The 14,697-nt window shown below is 63.4% G+C and carries 16 protein-coding genes; 7 read left to right on the top strand and 9 right to left on the bottom strand.

Going from position 1 to position 14,697, the window contains the following annotated elements:
• The first annotated feature begins 9 nt into the window (after positions 1-9).
• Both VNC39_RS05835 and VNC39_RS05830 read left to right on the top strand, forming a co-directional pair.
• Positions 10-351 carry a HesB/IscA family protein gene (locus tag VNC39_RS05835; protein ID WP_325397115.1) on the top strand — a complete coding sequence of 114 codons (342 nt, stop codon included), beginning with the start codon at positions 10-12 and terminating at the stop codon, positions 349-351.
• Positions 352-388: 37 nt separating this feature from the next.
• Complete coding sequence (locus VNC39_RS05830) at positions 389-1,159, top strand: exodeoxyribonuclease III (protein WP_325397113.1); 771 nt, start codon at positions 389-391, stop codon at positions 1,157-1,159.
• Positions 1,160-1,306: 147 nt separating this feature from the next.
• Here the strand turns inward: VNC39_RS05830 and VNC39_RS05825 are convergent, their stop codons facing one another.
• Positions 1,307-2,077, bottom strand: coding sequence for an RNA methyltransferase (locus VNC39_RS05825; RefSeq protein WP_325397111.1), 771 nt, complete (start codon positions 2,075-2,077; stop codon positions 1,307-1,309).
• Positions 2,078-2,096: 19 nt separating this feature from the next.
• Complete coding sequence (gene cysS, locus VNC39_RS05820; protein ID WP_325397109.1) at positions 2,097-3,443, bottom strand: cysteine--tRNA ligase; 1,347 nt, start codon at positions 3,441-3,443, stop codon at positions 2,097-2,099.
• Positions 3,444-3,523: 80 nt separating this feature from the next.
• Here cysS and VNC39_RS05815 point away from each other — a divergent pair, with 80 nt between their 5' ends.
• Positions 3,524-4,900, top strand: coding sequence for a dipeptidase (locus tag VNC39_RS05815; RefSeq protein ID WP_325397107.1), 1,377 nt, complete (start codon positions 3,524-3,526; stop codon positions 4,898-4,900).
• A gap of 114 nt (positions 4,901-5,014) precedes the next feature.
• Here the strand turns inward: VNC39_RS05815 and VNC39_RS05810 are convergent, their stop codons facing one another.
• Together VNC39_RS05810 and VNC39_RS05805 are read right to left on the bottom strand one after the other, a co-directional pair.
• Positions 5,015-5,401: a YraN family protein gene (locus VNC39_RS05810; protein WP_325397106.1), complete on the bottom strand. Its 387-nt coding sequence runs from the start codon at positions 5,399-5,401 to the stop codon at positions 5,015-5,017.
• Positions 5,402-5,461: 60 nt separating this feature from the next.
• Complete coding sequence (locus VNC39_RS05805) at positions 5,462-6,514, bottom strand: AI-2E family transporter (RefSeq protein ID WP_325397104.1); 1,053 nt, start codon at positions 6,512-6,514, stop codon at positions 5,462-5,464.
• A 199-nt stretch (positions 6,515-6,713) separates the two neighbouring features.
• Here VNC39_RS05805 and VNC39_RS05800 point away from each other — a divergent pair, with 199 nt between their 5' ends.
• The 4 genes from VNC39_RS05800 to VNC39_RS05785 all read left to right on the top strand — a co-directional run bounded on the left by VNC39_RS05800 (position 6,714) and on the right by VNC39_RS05785 (position 10,163).
• Entirely contained in the window at positions 6,714-7,592 is an 879-nt protein-coding gene (locus VNC39_RS05800) for a helix-turn-helix domain-containing protein (protein ID WP_325397102.1), read from the top strand.
• Positions 7,592-8,434 carry a 3-mercaptopyruvate sulfurtransferase gene (gene sseA / locus VNC39_RS05795; protein ID WP_325397100.1) on the top strand — a complete coding sequence of 281 codons (843 nt, stop codon included), beginning with the start codon at positions 7,592-7,594 and terminating at the stop codon, positions 8,432-8,434. The genes VNC39_RS05800 and sseA overlap by 1 nt, the downstream gene beginning before the upstream one ends.
• A gap of 9 nt (positions 8,435-8,443) precedes the next feature.
• Entirely contained in the window at positions 8,444-9,628 is a 1,185-nt protein-coding gene (metC, locus tag VNC39_RS05790; RefSeq protein WP_325397098.1) for a cystathionine beta-lyase, read from the top strand.
• A 133-nt stretch (positions 9,629-9,761) separates the two neighbouring features.
• Positions 9,762-10,163 carry a DUF1398 domain-containing protein gene (locus tag VNC39_RS05785; RefSeq protein ID WP_325397096.1) on the top strand — a complete coding sequence of 134 codons (402 nt, stop codon included), beginning with the start codon at positions 9,762-9,764 and terminating at the stop codon, positions 10,161-10,163.
• Between the two features lie 65 nt (positions 10,164-10,228).
• On the opposite strand, the gene VNC39_RS05780 is transcribed toward VNC39_RS05785, so the two are convergent.
• The 5 genes from VNC39_RS05780 to VNC39_RS05760 form a co-directional block, all read right to left on the bottom strand.
• Entirely contained in the window at positions 10,229-10,927 is a 699-nt protein-coding gene (locus VNC39_RS05780) for a helix-turn-helix domain-containing protein (protein ID WP_325397094.1), read from the bottom strand.
• Positions 10,928-10,987: 60 nt separating this feature from the next.
• Complete coding sequence (gene folD / locus VNC39_RS05775; RefSeq protein WP_325397092.1) at positions 10,988-11,851, bottom strand: bifunctional methylenetetrahydrofolate dehydrogenase/methenyltetrahydrofolate cyclohydrolase FolD; 864 nt, start codon at positions 11,849-11,851, stop codon at positions 10,988-10,990.
• 164 nt (positions 11,852-12,015) lie between these two features.
• Positions 12,016-12,876, bottom strand: a complete 861-nt coding sequence (gene purU / locus VNC39_RS05770; RefSeq protein WP_325397090.1) for a formyltetrahydrofolate deformylase — start codon at positions 12,874-12,876, stop codon at positions 12,016-12,018.
• Positions 12,877-13,076: 200 nt separating this feature from the next.
• Positions 13,077-13,934 (bottom strand): metallophosphoesterase, encoded by an 858-nt coding sequence (locus tag VNC39_RS05765; RefSeq protein ID WP_325397088.1) that lies wholly within the window; start codon positions 13,932-13,934, stop codon positions 13,077-13,079.
• A gap of 32 nt (positions 13,935-13,966) precedes the next feature.
• Positions 13,967-14,536, bottom strand: coding sequence for a cob(I)yrinic acid a,c-diamide adenosyltransferase (locus tag VNC39_RS05760; RefSeq protein ID WP_325397086.1), 570 nt, complete (start codon positions 14,534-14,536; stop codon positions 13,967-13,969).
• Positions 14,537-14,697: the final 161 nt, after the last annotated feature.

Below are 14,697 nucleotides of genomic sequence, written 5' to 3'. Positions count from 1 at the left end.
TGAAAAGGCATGAGCCAGACCCTGGACCAATTCCGCCTCACCCCGTCCGCCGCCGCGCGCGTGGCCGCGATCCTCGCCGCCGATCCCGAGTCGAAGGCATTGCGCGTCGAAGTGCTGGCCGGCGGCTGCTCCGGCTTCCAGTACAAATTCGACCTCACCGCGACGCATCATCCGGACGATCTGGTGATCGAAGCCGACGGCGCCATTGTGTATGTGGACCCGACCAGCCTGGACCTGCTGGCCGGCGCGGAACTGGATTTCAAGGACGCGTTGATGGGGGCGCATTTCGCGGTGAAAAACCCCAACGCCACCTCCGCCTGCGGCTGCGGCACGTCTTTCTCCATCGACTGAACCGCTTGGTTCAGGTCCCAAGCTGGCGGCGAAATCCATGAAAATCACCACCTGGAACGTGAACTCGGTCCGCACGCGCGAGTCGCATGTCGCGGATTTCCTCTCGCGCGAACAGCCCGACCTTCTGCTCCTGCAGGAGATCAAGTGCGAGGAGCACCAGTTCCCCACCCTCGCCTTCCAGGCGCTCGGCTACGAGTCCGTCATCGTCGGCCAGAAATCCTACAATGGCGTCGCCATCCTGCACCGCATCCCGGCGGAGGTGAGCGTGCGCAAGCTGCCGGGCATGAGCGAGGCAGATTTGCATTCCCGCTTCATCGAAGTCCGCGCCCAGGGCATGTCGGTCGGCAATCTGTACCTGCCCAACGGCAATTCCCGCGGCGATGACGGCTACGCCTACAAGCTGGAATGGATGGGCGCCTTACGCGCCCACGCGCAGAACCTGATGGATGCCGACCAGGATTTCCTGCTCGCCGGCGACTATAATGTGTGCCCCACCGACGCCGATTTCGCGCCGCGGGCCCTGCCCGCGACCGACGCGCTGGTCCGCCCCGAGACCCGCGCGGCGTTCAATGCGCTGATCTGGACCGGGCTTACCGACGCCGTGCGCGCCTTGCACCCCACGGAAACGCTTTACACATTCTGGGACTACCAGGCCGGCGCCTGGGACCGGAATTCCGGCCTGCGCATCGACCACGCGCTGCTCTCCCCACGCATCGCCGAACGCCTGAGCGCGGTGCACATCGGCCGGGATGAACGCGGCAAGCCCCAGCCGTCGGACCATGTGCCGGTGACGGTGGAAATTGAGTAAGGGAAAGAAAGACCTATTTTTTGTGAACAAAAAGTAGCAAAAAAACTTTGTTATGCTGGGCCTGAGGCTGCGTCAGCGCCAACGCCCGTAGCCCAGCATAATGAAAGTTTTTGCGCCGCTTTTTTCAAAAAGCGGCCGCTTCCTTCCTCACTTCTTCCTCCCCCTTACCAGCTCGCTGACAATGCCGTGCAGCGTGTTCAGCTCCTGGCGAGTCACTTCGCCGCGGGTGAAGAAGTGCCGCAGATTGCGCACCATGCCGGGGCGTTTCTGCTCGTTTTTCAGGAACCCCGAGGCGTCGCATTCGCGGATCAGGTGGTCCATGAAATTGTCGAGTTCGCCCTTGGTGGCCGGGGCGGTTTCGTTGGTCTGCAAGGCGCGCATCGGCAGTTCGTCCTGCCGCGCCAGCCACCATTCATAGCCGAACACCATCACCGCCTGGGCGAGGTTCAGCGACATGAAGCCGGGATTGAGGTCGTAGCGGATCAGGCTGTCGGCGCAGGCGATGTCGTCATTGTCGAGCCCGGTGCGCTCGGGGCCGAACAGCACGCCGCTGCGCAGGCCCCGCGCGCCGATCGCCACGATCTCCGCGGCGCCGCCGCGGGCGGTCAGCACCGGCTTGATGATATGGCGCGGCCGCGGGCAAGTCGCGAACACGCGGTGCAGGTCCGCCACGGAAGCCGCGACGGTCGGAAAAACCTCGGCATTGTCGAGAATGCGGTGCGCGCCGGACCCGGTGATCCAGGCACGCTCCAACGGCCAGCCGTCCCGCGGCGCCACCAGGCGCAGATGGAACAGCCCGCCATTGCCCATGGCCCGCGCCACCGCGCCGATATTCTCGGCCATTTGCGGCCGCACCAGGATCACCACCGGCGACGGCTCGATCGGCGCCAGCTCCGCGCCGCCATCCCGCCCGGTCATGTTTTTGCGCCGCCCCTGCTCATGCCTTGCGCAACGTGTAAGTGCCGTCGGGGCCATCCTCGATGATCACGCCATGCTTGGCGATTTCCGCGCGCAGCCGGTCGGATTCCGCGAAATCCTTGTTTTTGCGCGCGGCCACGCGCTGCGCCACCAGGGCGTCGATGGCGGACTGGTCGATCCCCGCGCCGAACCATGCCTCGGGCGCGACATTGAACAGGCCGAGCACCTGCCCTGCGGCGAGAAGCCCGGCCGCTGCTTGCTTATCCTCCGCCATCGCGGCGTCGGCGAGCGCGTGCAAAGCGGCAAACGCGCCGGGCGTGTTGAGATCGTCGCAGAGCGGGGCAAGCACGCTCTCCGGTACGGTGGCCGCCGCAACCACGCCCGGATTTTTGCCGATGGCGCGATAAAACCGGTCCAGCTCCTTGCGCGCCTCCAACAGGCCGGCCTCGGAAAAATCCAGCGTCGAGCGATAATGCGAGCGCATCAGCAGGAAGCGCACGGCCTCGCCCGGCGCGAGCTTCAGCACGTCGTGCAGGAACAGGAAATTGCCGAGCGATTTGCTCATCTTCTCGCCGTTCACCAGCAACATCCGGTTATGCACCCAGACATTGGCGAAGGTGGAGCCGGGAAACGCGCAGCAGGATTGGGCGATTTCATTCTCGTGGTGCGGGAAGATCAGGTCGTCGCCGCCGCCATGAATGTCGAAATTCTCGCCCAGATGCTTCCAGGACATCGCCGAGCATTCGATATGCCAGCCGGGGCGGCCACGGCCCCAGGGGCTGTCCCAGCCCGGCAGATCGTCGGAGGAGGGTTTCCACAGCACGAAATCGCCGGGATCGCGCTTGTACGGCGCCACCTCGACCCGCGCCCCGGCGATCAGATCCTCCAGACTGCGGCCGGAAAACTTGCCGTAATCCGCGTCCGAGGCCACCGCGAACATCACGTGCCCCTCGGCCACATAAGCGTTGCCGTTGGCGAGCAGGCGCTGGATGATGTCGATGATCTCTTTCAGATGGTCGGTCGCGCGCGGCTCGATGTCCGGCGGCAAGGCGTAAAGCGCGCCCATATCCTCATGGTAATAGCGGATCGGCCCTTCGGTGACCTCCTCGATCGACACCCCGCGCTCTTTGGCTCTCGCGTTGATCTTGTCGTCGATGTCGGTGATGTTCCGCACATAGGTCACGCGCGGGTAGAGCTTGCGCAGCAGCCGCACCAGGATGTCGAACATCACGACATTGCGGGCATTGCCGATATGCGCCCGGTCGTACACGGTGGGGCCGCAGAGATAGACCCGCACATTGGCCGGATCGATGGGGCGGAAAATTTCCTTGCCCCGCGTGCGGGTGTTGAACAGCGTCAATTCCATGATCCATGCGTCTTTCGGCGAGTTTCTCCTCCAGATCAAGCCTCATTGCTTTTTCACCCGGGCTGCGCCCAGATGGGCCTATGGAACAGATTCTGCGGCATATCGACGACCATCTCGACGCCTCCTTGCAACGGCTGTTCAGCCTGCTGCGCATTCCCAGCATCAGCGCCCAGCCGGCGCATGCGGGTGATTGCCGCAAGGCAGCCGTTTGGGCGCGCGACACGCTGGCCGAGATGGGGTTCGCCGCCCGGCTGTCGGAAACCGCGGGGCTGCCGGGCGTGATCGCCACGCATCACGGCGCCGGCCCCGATGCGCCGCATGTGCTGTTCTATGGCCATTATGACGTGCAACCGGCCGATCCGCTGAATTTGTGGGAGTCCGATCCGTTCGAGCCGCAGCAGGTCGACGGGCCGCGCGGCAAGCGCATCGTCGGGCGCGGCGCGGTGGACGATAAAGGCCAGGTGGTGAGCTTCTTCGAGGCCTGCCGGGCGCATCTGGCGGTCAACGGCAAATTACCGGTGCGCTTGACGGTCCTGCTCGAGGGCGAGGAGGAATGCGGCAGCCCCTCGCTGGCCGAATTGCTGACCAACGAGAAAGAGGCGCTGGCCGCGGATTTCGTGCTCGTGGCCGACACCAATATGTGGAATTTCGAGACGCCGGCGATCACCACCTCGTTGCGCGGTCTCGCGGCAATCGAAGTGACGATCAAGTCGGCATCGCGCGACCTGCATTCCGGCTTGTTCGGCGGCCTTGCGCGGAACCCGATCAACGCACTGACCCGCGTGCTCGGCGATTTGCAGGACGACCAGGGCAGTGTCCGTATTCCCGGTTTCTATGACGGCGTGGCGCCGGTGCCCGAGGCGGTGCGGCGATCCTGGGAGCAGTTGGGCTTCGACGCGGCCGCGTTCCTCGGCGATGTCGGGCTGCATCATCCCGCCGGTGAGCATGGACAATCGCCGTTGGCGCAGCTTTGGGCCCGGCCGACCGCCGAGATTAACGGCATCTATGGCGGCTATCAGGGTGACGGCACGAAAACCGTGATCCCGGCGGAGGCGACCGCGAAGCTGACCTTCCGCCTCGTCCCCGGTCAGGACCCGGCAAAAATCCTCGACAATTTCGAGCGTTTCGTCACCGAACGGCTCCGCCCCGACGCGAAGGCCGAGTTCAAGCGCTCCGGCGCGGCCCCCGGTTTTGCGGTGGACCTCAACGCACCCTTCATGACAGCGGCGCGGCAGGCTTTGGCCGAGGAGTTCGGCAAGCCGGCGGCTTTGGTCGGCAGCGGCGGGTCGATCCCGGTGGTGGAAGCCTTCAAGACCCATCTGGGCCTGGAGACGCTGCTGGCCGGCTTCGGGCTGGACGACGACCGCATCCACTCGCCGAACGAAAAATTCGAGCTGGCCTGCTTCCACCGCGGCACCCGCGCGCATGCGCGGCTCCTGACGGCGTTCGGAGGGTAGGAAGTGGCCGCTTTTTGAAAAAAGCGGCGCAAAAACTTTTGTTATGCTGGGCCGGTGGGGTTGAAACCGCACCGGCACCGATCGGCGACCTCGGCAGTGGCGAGTCTAGCGGCCCTACTGGTAGCGGACCGCGTCCTCGATGTGCTGGCACGCGCCGCCGGCAAACAACATGACGTCGAAGCGGGTGCCGTTCCGGGCCCATTCGGGATGCTGCGCCATGGCGGCGCCGGCGGCGGCCAGCAGCCTGGCCTGCTGGCGCGGCGACACCGCGTAGGCCGCTTCCGCCAGCGAGGCGCGGGCTTTGACCTCGACGAACAACAGCGTGTCCCGGTCGGCCATGACGAGATCGATCTCCCCCGCGCCCGTGCGCAAACGCTCCGCGAGGAGAACAAAGCCTTGCGCCGCGAGATAGGCGGCGGCGTCATGCTCGGCATGGCGGCCGGACATTTCCGCGGCGCGACGCTTGGCAGTGCGTGCTGGCGGCAGCGGGGAAAACAACATGGCTGGCGTCATAAGCCTGTTGTGAAGCCAAATCGTTAAGATTTGGCTAATCACCTCTCCTTAAGGCTGGCGCCATGCCCCGCGCGGCTGACCGGCAAACTCTTCCGCCACCGCCAGGCCGAGCACCAGCAAAACCGGGCCGACAAATATGCCCAAGGCGCCAAAAGCGATTGCGCCACCGAGCACACCCAGCAGCGTGAGGGCATAGGGCAGTGACGCGCCCCTGGCGATCAGCCACGGACGGATCACCGAATCCGCGCCGCCGACAACGCCGAAGCAATAGATCGCCAGCACGACCGCATGCAGCGGGTGCCCTACCGCCAGCAGAAACAGGCAGAGCGGCACATAGACGATGATGGCGCCGGCCGGCACGATGGAGACAAGCCCCGCCAGCGAGGCCAGCAACAAGGCTTGCGGCGCGTGCATCAGCTCAAACCCGATGGCGTACAAGACGCCCTGCAGCGCCGCCGTGCCGATGATGCCGAACACCACCCCGCGCACCGTCCCGGCGACCAGCACGAGCAGATGCTCGGCGGTGTTTTCGTTCATCAGCCGGACCAGCAACATCCGGATCCGGGCGACGATACCCGCACCGGTAAGAAAGAAAAAATACGCGATGAACAACGCCACGACGATGCCGATGAGCCCATGCGTCAGCTGGAACAGCAAATGAATGCCTGAATGCGCCACGGTGCCGAGTACGGGCTGCAGCGAGTTCGCGACGCCGCCCAGATCATCCGCCGAATTGTTCCAGAAATCCGTGAGCACGCCGCCAATCAGCGGTAGCCGGGCCAACATCGGGGGGGCCGGCGGCAGGCCATTCTGCACGAGATCCTGCACCCAGGCGCGATTGTCCCGCGCCCCATGGGCAACGACCAGCGCCAGATGCACCAACGGTACCAGAATGATCGCCGCCAGCACCAAGGTGATCAGGAACGCCGCAATGCTGGACGGAATATACCGCGACAGCTTGAGGTAGAGAGGCCACAGGCAATAGACCAGGATACCGGCCCAGAGCATTGCCGGTAGGAATGGCAGCAGAATGAGAAAACAGCCGATGCCGAGCGCCACGGCCAAGGCCAGCAGCAAGATCCGTTCATATTTCATAGACATGTGATGCCTGATGAGGCGTCCGGCCGGCAAGAGCCCTAGGCGGCGCAAGAAATCTCATCCACCCACATGTTTTTTGGATTTTTGCGACATTTCATGTATATAAAGTGACCAGCGGATGCATCGTGACGATTTATGAGATGGCACACCTCGGCGGAGCGATATTCTGCGGCGGATCCGGGTGGCAAGGGGAGCAACATCAATGCGATTTAATGAGATCGGTCAGCAATTACGGGCCTACCGTATGGAATCCGGCCTCAAGGCCGAGGAAATTTCCGCGCGCCTCGGCGTCTCCCGCGCCGCCCTGTACCGCTACGAGAAGGGTGAGGTGATTAAACTCGACACCGTCAACCGTCTTGCGGAACTTCTCAAAATATCGCCCCTGACGCTGCTCGGCATCGGCGTGGAATATTATTCCAAGCCGGTCGGCTATATGGAGCGCATCCGCCAGATCGAGGAGACGTCCGACCAGATCCTGCAGGTATTCGGGCCGATCTGCTACCTGATCTCCTCCGACCAATATGACAGCGTGCTGGCGCAGATCTACGAGGATGCGGCCGAGGCCTTGGGCGCCGACCGGCCGGCGGCGCGCGCCGCCTCCGAACAGTTGCTGAATGTGATGATTTCGCGAAAACGCATGTACGCGTCGCGCAAGCCCTCCATCATCGGCATCCTCACCGTCAGCTCGATCCAGAAATTCCTTGCCGAAGGCGTTGCCGGCGCGGTGCCGGTCAGCGAGCGGCTGCGTCACGCCGCCCGTGACGTCGCGCAGCGGGAGATGGAACTGATCGCCAACCTCATGGAAAGCGAACCGATCGGCCTGCAGCTCGGTCTGATGGCCAGCGGCGAGCCGAACGGCCCCTTCACCCTGCTGCGTTCGCGCGAACGCGCGACTCTGGCGATCAACCCCTTCCAGCCCGATTCCCTGCCCTCCGCGCAATCCGGCGTGGCGATGATCACCGGCGCCGAGGACGCCGTGGCGGCGCATCAGCGCGTCTCGGAAAATGCCTGGCGCGACGCCATCAAGGGCGCCACCGCCGCGGAACGCGTGCGGGCTCTGGCCGCGGCGGCGCGCAGCTGATGCAGGACCTGGTCTCCCCCGCCTGGCTGCAAGCGCAGATTTCCGCGCCGGACAGCTCCCCAATCCGTCTGCTGGATGCAACCTATTACCTGCCGAATGAGGCCAAGGACGCCGCTGCCCTGTTCGAGGCGGCGCATATTCCAGGCGCCCGGTTCTTCGACATCGACAAAATCGTCGATGCCACATCACCTTTGCCGCACATGCTGCCGACACCGGAGATTTTCGCCGATGCCGTCGCTTCGCTGGGCATCAGCAACAACGATCATGTCATCGTCTATGACCAGCGTGGTTTGTTCTCCGCAGCGCGGCTCTGGTGGATGTTCCGTGTGTTCGGCCACGACAATGTGTCGGTCCTTGATGGCGGCCTGCCCGGCTGGGTCGAGGCCGGCGGCGCGGTCGCGTCCGGCGCGCCGACACCTGCCGCTGCGGGCCATTTCCACGCCGGCTTCCGCGCCGGCCTGGTGCGCAACCTCGCGCAGATGAAGGCCAATCTGGCCAGCCATGCCGAGCTGGTGTTGGATGCGCGCGCCGCCGGGCGGTTCAATGGCAGCGTGCCCGAACCGCGCCCCGGCATGAAGAGCGGGCATATTCCCGGCGCGAAATCCCTGCCCTTCACGGAATTGCTCCAGGACGGAAAAATGCTGCCGGCGGCGATTCTGCGCGCGAAATTCGCCGGGCTCGGCGTGACGCCTGACAAAAAGATCGTGACAAGCTGCGGCTCCGGCGTCACCGCAGCCGTGCTGACCCTGGGGCTGGCCGTAGCCGGCCTGCCGCAAGGTGCCCTATATGACGGCTCCTGGTCCGAATGGGGCGGTCGCGACGACACGCCGATCGAGGTTTGAAGAGACACTATGGCTAAGAAAATCGATACGGCGCTGGTGCATGCCGGCCGCAACGGCACGAAATCCTACGGCTACGTAAACCCGCAACTGGTGCGTGGCTCGACCGTTCTCTATCCGGACGTGGCGAGCAAGCTCGCCATCGGCCAGCGCCGCCGCGAACCGGTGGATATTTACGGCACACACGGCAACGCCACGCATTTCGCCTTGCAAGCAGCGGTGGCGGAAATCGAGGGTGGGAGCCATTGCCAGGTGGTCGGCTCAGGCCTCGCCGCGGTGACAGTGCCGTTGCTGGCCTATCTGCGCGCCGGCGACCACATGCTCGTGCCGGATTCGGTGTACGGCCCGACGCGCAATTTCTGCGACGGGCTGCTGGCCCGCTACGGCGTGACCACCGAATATTACGACCCAATGATCAGCGCGGCGGATTTGCGCCCGAAGCTGCGCCCCAATACCCGCATCCTGTTCACCGAAAGCCCCGGCAGCCACACATTCGAGGTTCAGGACATCCCCATGCTCGCCGGGCTCGCCCACGAAGCGGGCATAAAGCTGTTCATGGACAATACCTGGGGGGTGCTGAACTTCCAGCCCTTCGCGCATGGGGTGGACGTGTCGATCCAGGCGCTGACCAAATATATCGGCGGCCATTCGGACCTCATCCTCGGCGCGGTGACGGTGAACAGCGACGAGGACTGGGCCTGGCTACGCGACGGCGCACTGCAAATGGGCGCCTATGCCTCGCCGGATGATTGCTGGCTGGCTCTGCGCGGCCTGCGCACGCTGGGCGTACGGCTCAAAGCCCAGGAGGAAGCGGGGTTGCGCGTGGCGAAATGGCTCTCCGCGCGACCGGAAGTGGCGCGTGTGCTGCACCCGGCTTTGCCCGGCTGCCCCGGCCACGAAATTTTCAAGCGCGATTTCACGGGCGCCTGCAGCCTGTTCAGCGTGGTCTTCCAACCGCGTTTTTCCGCCGCCGACGTGGTGGCGATGATCGATGCGCTGAACCTGTTCGGCATCGGCGCAAGCTGGGGCGGGTTCGAAAGTCTGGTGCTGCCGACCACGGGAACGATCCGCCGCACCGCCGGCACCGGCAAGTTCGAGGGCGAACTCGCGCGCTTCCATATCGGGCTGGAAGATACGGACGATCTGATCGCCGACCTCGAGCAAGGCTTGGCCGCATTGCGCGCAGCCGCTTTATAAAAAGAGAGCAGCCGCTTTTTGAAAAAAGCGGCGCAAAAACTTTTGTTTACGCTGGGCCCGTGGCGTTGAAACCACCACGGGCCCAAAGTGAACAAAGTTTTTTGGCTTCTTTTTGTCGTCTTGGAGACTCCCTATGGATCATCACAAGAAATCTGTCGCCAAAGCCTGCTTGAAAAGCGCCGAAGATGACAGCCTGACCTTTCCGCAAATCGTCGGCACCTTGATCCAGGAGGGGTTCGAAGGCTACGCCATCGACCTTCGCCGCGCGCTTGCAACCTACTACATGCCTGACGGCGACAGCGTGGACATGCCGATGCACAAACTCGATGTTCCCATCGCCCCGGCCTTCGACGCGGCGCGCGTGCAAATCGCCATTCGGGAGGCGCAACAACTCGCACCCGGCTATACTTATCTCGGCTTTTGCCGAAAGGTCGCCGCCGCCGGTTGCGCCGGCTATATGGTCTCTTTCTCAGGCCGCCGGGCACTTTACTTCGGCCGAACCGCCGAAACCCATGTGGAATATTTTCCCGATTAAACCCGTTCGGAACCCGGCATAACCAGAGGTTTCGGCGCCGCTTTTTTAAAAGCGGCTGCTTTCTTCTAACTGGCCTCGCGCATATAGCTCATGATCGACAGATATTTCATCGGCTGCACCAGGAGTTTTTCCGGCCCGTGCGGGGCGGCGGAGTCGAACAGCAGCGCATCGCCGGGGCGCAGATGGTAGGATTGGTCGCCATGGCGATACATCACCTCGCCGCTCAGCATATAGATGAACTCGCGCCCGACATGCTGGAAGGCCGGATAGGGCGCCGCCCCCTCATGCAAGGTGATGAGATAGGGTTCGATCGCCATCTGGCCGCCCATGGCATGTCCGAGCAGGCTGTATTCGTGCCCGACCCGGCTGCCGCGCCGCTCAATGATCACGCCGTTGCCGGCCGGCACGAAGGAACAGTCGCGCCGCTCCTCGAAGGTGGAAAAGAATGTCGTGATCGGCACGTTGAGCGCTTTCGCCAGCGCCTGCAGGCTGGAAAGCGATGGAGAAATCTGGCCGTTCTCGATTTTCGACAGCATGCCGCCGGACAGTCCGGCCGAGGCCGCGAGCTCGGAGACCGTGATGCCGAGTCGGCGGCGCATTGCCCGCACTTGCACGCCGAGGGCCTGCTCCAGCGTCAGATCCGACACGGACGCCGCCCCCTCGGACAGGTTGACCGGCAGACTGATGTCCTTGAGAAGGTCCGGTAGATCGCCCTCCAGCCTCTCCGCCTTGTCAGCGGTCTTGTTCTTGGCTCGCGCCGTCATTTCTTTTCTCTCCATCCCCACGCAATTTTATGACAGTCGCGTTAAAACCGCCAGACATGTTTACGCACCGGAATAACGATGCTGCCGCTTCGCGGCGGTCAAGGTGTTGCGGAGCAGACAGGCAATGGTCATCGGCCCGACCCCGCCCGGCACCGGCGTCAGATGGCCCGCGAAATCCTTCGCTTCATCGAAGGCGACATCGCCGACCAGCCGGGATTTCCCATCCGCGCCGCTGACGCGGTTGATGCCGACATCGATCACCGTCGCGCCCGGCTTGATCCAATCGCCCTTGACCATTTCCGGGCGGCCGACCGCGGCAACCAGAATGTCGGCGCTGCGGCATAATTCGGCCAGGTTGCGGGTGCGCGAATGGGCGATGGTGACGGTGCAGTTCCGCGCGAGCAGCAATTGCGCGATCGGCTTGCCGACCAGATTGGAGCGGCCGACCACCACGGCATGCAGCCCGGTGAGATCGCCCAGCACGTCTTCCAGCAGCAGCATGCAGCCCAGCGGCGTGCAGGGCACCAGGCCCGACTGGCCGGCGGCGAGCAGGCCGGCATTGGTCACGGTCAGGCCGTCGACATCCTTGGCCGGGTCGATCGCAGCGATGATCTGTTCCGGGTCGAGATGCTTGGGCAGCGGCAATTGCACCAGAATGCCGTGCACCGCAGGATCGGCGTTCAGCCGTTCCACCAGTTGCCGCAGCTCCTCCTGGGAAATATCCCCGGCCAGCCGATGCTCGAACGAGCGCATGCCCACCTGCACGGTCTGCCGCGCCTTGTTGCGCACATAGACCTGGCTGGCCGGGTCATCGCCCACCAGCACCACGGCAAGCCCCGGTTGAAAAGGCAGCGAAGCGACCTCGGTGGTGATCGCGGCCAACTGCCGCGCCGCAAAGGCTTTGCCGTCAATCAGTTGTGCCACCACTGTTTATGCCTTTCCGAAGAGACGCTGCGGGAGCTATGAAACCGGCTTGTCCAAGTCAACAAAAGAACAAGCAAGCGGCCGCTTTTTGAAAAAAGCGGCGCAAAAACTTTTGTTATGCGGGGCCGGTGGCGGTGCAACCAGCACGGCCCAAGCGCTCGGTTCTAATTCGCGAACACGACGGTCTTGCGGCCGTTCAGGATCACCCGGTCCTCAAGATGGTAGCGCACCGCGCGAGCCAACACCCGGCGCTCGATGTCCCGCCCCTTGCGGACCAGATCGTCCGGCGTGTCGGCATGGCTGATGCGTTCCACATCCTGCTCGATGATCGGCCCTTCATCCAGGTCGGCCGTGACGTAATGCGCCGTGGCGCCGATCAGTTTCACGCCGCGCCCGTGCGCCTGGTGATAGGGTTTCGCCCCTTTGAATCCGGGCAGGAAGGAATGATGAATGTTGATGCAGCGTCCCACCAGCTTCGCCGTCAAGGCGTCGGAGAGCACCTGCATGTAGCGCGCCAGCACCACCAGCTCGGCACCGGTCTCTTTCACCAGCGCCCAGATCTGGGCTTCCTGCTCCATCTTCGTCTCCTTGGTGATGGGCAGATGGTGGAAAGGCAGGCCGCCGAAATCGAGCCCCTCATAATGTTCCGCGCCATGGTTGGAGACGATGGCCGTCGGGGTCATCGGCAATTCGCCGATGCGCCATCGATACAAAAGATCGACCAGGCAATGGTCGAATTTGGATACCAGCAGCAGCACCCGCCGCGGAACCCGGTGGTCGCTGACCCGCCAGCTCAGCTGCAGCGTCTCCGCCACGCGGGCCAAACCGTCATGCAAGGCGGAAATTCCGGCCCCCTCCGCCAGATCAAACGCGATTCGGGCGAAGAATTTCTTCGTCTCGGCATCGTCGAATTGCTGCGCCTCGCGGATATCGGCGCCATGCTCGAACAGGCAGTTCGTGACGGCGGCAACGATGCCGGGGCGGTTGAGGCAGGACAGCGTGAGAACGTAGTGCGGTTTCGACATGATGCCTCTGATAGGTTTCCGCGCCGCAACACGCAATGCCGAGCCAGAGAAGAAAGGAAGGCTACTTTTTGTGAACAAAAAGTAGCAAAAAAACTTTATGACTCTGGGCTATGGGCGTTGTCTCTGACAAAGCCCATAGCCCAGCATAAAAAAAGTTTTTGCGCCGCTTTTTTCAAAAAGCGGCCACTTACTTACTTTTTCTAAAGCTCCAAAATCCCCGGCTGATATTGCTGCACCGTCGCCCCGTCATACAGCACATAGCCGCGCGGCGCGGACATGAAGCGGATCCCCTCTTCCGTGCTCTCGTGCCGGAAATGCGTGTGCCCGTGGATCCAGGCGGCCGGCGCGCGCGGCGCGAATTCCAGCAGCAATTCCGAGGCGTAAGCAGGGCCGATCCCGCCCGTGCGCTCGCCGAGCGCCGCCCCGCTCGGCGCATGATGGGTGACCACGAGCCTCTGGGCCTCCGGCTCGTAGCGCTGCAATTGGGCCAGGGTCTTGTGCAGCCAGACGCGCGACTCCAGATGCCGGCGCAGCGCATCTTCCGGCGCGAAAACATGCTTGCCGTCATGGATCGCCTCGTAGTCATTCATCCGCCGCCGGGCCGTCTGCATTGCGCCGGCGGGGTCGCCGTACAGATCGTAATCGGTCCACAACGTGCATCCCAAAACATGCAGGCGCTGCCCTGAAAAATTGAAGGTGGCGACGTTGTTCTCCAGAAAGCTGACGCGCCCGTCGGTGCGCGCCGCAGCGCGGTGCAGAGCGGGCAGAACCCGCTCGATATTCTGGCGGTAGAATTCATGATTGCCGGCGACATAGATTGCCGGCGCACGCATGAACCGCGAAAGCCGATCGGCATAGACGATGCCGCGCACGCTTTGATGCACGTCCCCCGCCAGCACAATCAGGTCGACGGATCCCGCCTCATCGATCATCGGCCCGCGCAGCGGATGCAGCGAGACCGCGCGGTGGCGGGCCATGAAAGCGGTCCAGCCGACCACATTGAGCCGCCAGCGCTCCATCTCGAGGTGCAGATCGCTCATGTACAAAATGCGGATCATGCTTGCGCCGTACAGGGAGTGGTGGGTTGGTCTCAGCCGTCGCGATTCGCCGCGGGCGACCAGAGCACATCATGCGTGCCTTTGCCGTTGACATAGCGGGACATCACGAACAGCAGGTCCGAGAGCCGATTGAGATAGACCAGCACCAGCCGGTTCACCGCCTCATCCGGCTGCGCCAGCAACGCCACCACCAGCCGCTCGGCGCGCCGCACCACGGTCCGGGCCTGGTGCAGGAACGAAGCGGCAGGCGTGCCGCCCGGCAGGATGAACGAGCGCAGCGGCGCCAACTCGGCGTTCATGCGGTCAATCTGTCCTTCCAGCCAATCCACCTGCGGCTGGGTCACGCGCAAAGCGGGCTCCCCCTCCTTGACCGGCACGCAGAGATCCGCGCCCAAATCGAACAGATCGTTCTGGATCCGCGCCAACACGATATCTTCGGGCCCCGCGACATGCAGCCGCACCAAGCCAATGACCGCATTGGCCTCGTCCACATCGCCATAGGCAGAGACGCGGGCGGAGGATTTGGCGACACGCGCGCCATCGCCGAGCGACGTCTCGCCATTGTCGCCGCCGCGCGTGTAAATTTTATCGAGCTTGACCATGGCGCAAAGGAACCATGGGCGGCAGGCGACCGCAAGAAAAGAAAGAAAAAGAAAAGTCTACTTTTTGTGAACAAAAAGTAGCAAAAAAACTTCGTTTACTTTGGGCCGTGGTGGTTTCAACGCCACGGGCCCAGTTTCAAAAAAGTTTTTGCGCCGCTTTT

Origin of the sequence: Acidocella sp. (assembly GCF_035535915.1) — a bacterium.
Taxonomy (GTDB): Bacteria; Pseudomonadota; Alphaproteobacteria; order Acetobacterales; family Acetobacteraceae; genus Acidocella.
The sequence above is the reverse complement of the archived record's forward strand: the minus strand, read 5'-3'. Positions and strand labels throughout refer to the sequence as shown.

Bases quoted from the DNA above. Each gene is read 5' to 3' on its own strand.
- cysS (WP_325397109.1), bottom strand. From the start codon at position 3,443: ATGGAATTGACGCTGTTCAACACCCGCACGCGGGGCAAGGAAATTTTC.
- metC (WP_325397098.1), top strand. From the start codon at position 8,444: ATGGCTAAGAAAATCGATACGGCGCTGGTGCATGCCGGCCGCAACGGC.
- VNC39_RS05780 (WP_325397094.1), bottom strand. From the start codon at position 10,927: ATGACGGCGCGAGCCAAGAACAAGACCGCTGACAAGGCGGAGAGGCTG.
- purU (WP_325397090.1), bottom strand. From the start codon at position 12,876: ATGTCGAAACCGCACTACGTTCTCACGCTGTCCTGCCTCAACCGCCCC.
- VNC39_RS05815 (WP_325397107.1), top strand. From the start codon at position 3,524: ATGGAACAGATTCTGCGGCATATCGACGACCATCTCGACGCCTCCTTG.
- VNC39_RS05810 (WP_325397106.1), bottom strand. From the start codon at position 5,401: ATGTTGTTTTCCCCGCTGCCGCCAGCACGCACTGCCAAGCGTCGCGCC.
- VNC39_RS05825 (WP_325397111.1), bottom strand. From the start codon at position 2,077: ATGACCGGGCGGGATGGCGGCGCGGAGCTGGCGCCGATCGAGCCGTCG.
- VNC39_RS05830 (WP_325397113.1), top strand. From the start codon at position 389: ATGAAAATCACCACCTGGAACGTGAACTCGGTCCGCACGCGCGAGTCG.
- VNC39_RS05835 (WP_325397115.1), top strand. From the start codon at position 10: ATGAGCCAGACCCTGGACCAATTCCGCCTCACCCCGTCCGCCGCCGCG.
- sseA (WP_325397100.1), top strand. From the start codon at position 7,592: ATGCAGGACCTGGTCTCCCCCGCCTGGCTGCAAGCGCAGATTTCCGCG.
- VNC39_RS05805 (WP_325397104.1), bottom strand. From the start codon at position 6,514: ATGTCTATGAAATATGAACGGATCTTGCTGCTGGCCTTGGCCGTGGCG.
- VNC39_RS05760 (WP_325397086.1), bottom strand. From the start codon at position 14,536: ATGGTCAAGCTCGATAAAATTTACACGCGCGGCGGCGACAATGGCGAG.
- VNC39_RS05765 (WP_325397088.1), bottom strand. From the start codon at position 13,934: ATGATCCGCATTTTGTACATGAGCGATCTGCACCTCGAGATGGAGCGC.
- VNC39_RS05800 (WP_325397102.1), top strand. From the start codon at position 6,714: ATGCGATTTAATGAGATCGGTCAGCAATTACGGGCCTACCGTATGGAA.
- VNC39_RS05785 (WP_325397096.1), top strand. From the start codon at position 9,762: ATGGATCATCACAAGAAATCTGTCGCCAAAGCCTGCTTGAAAAGCGCC.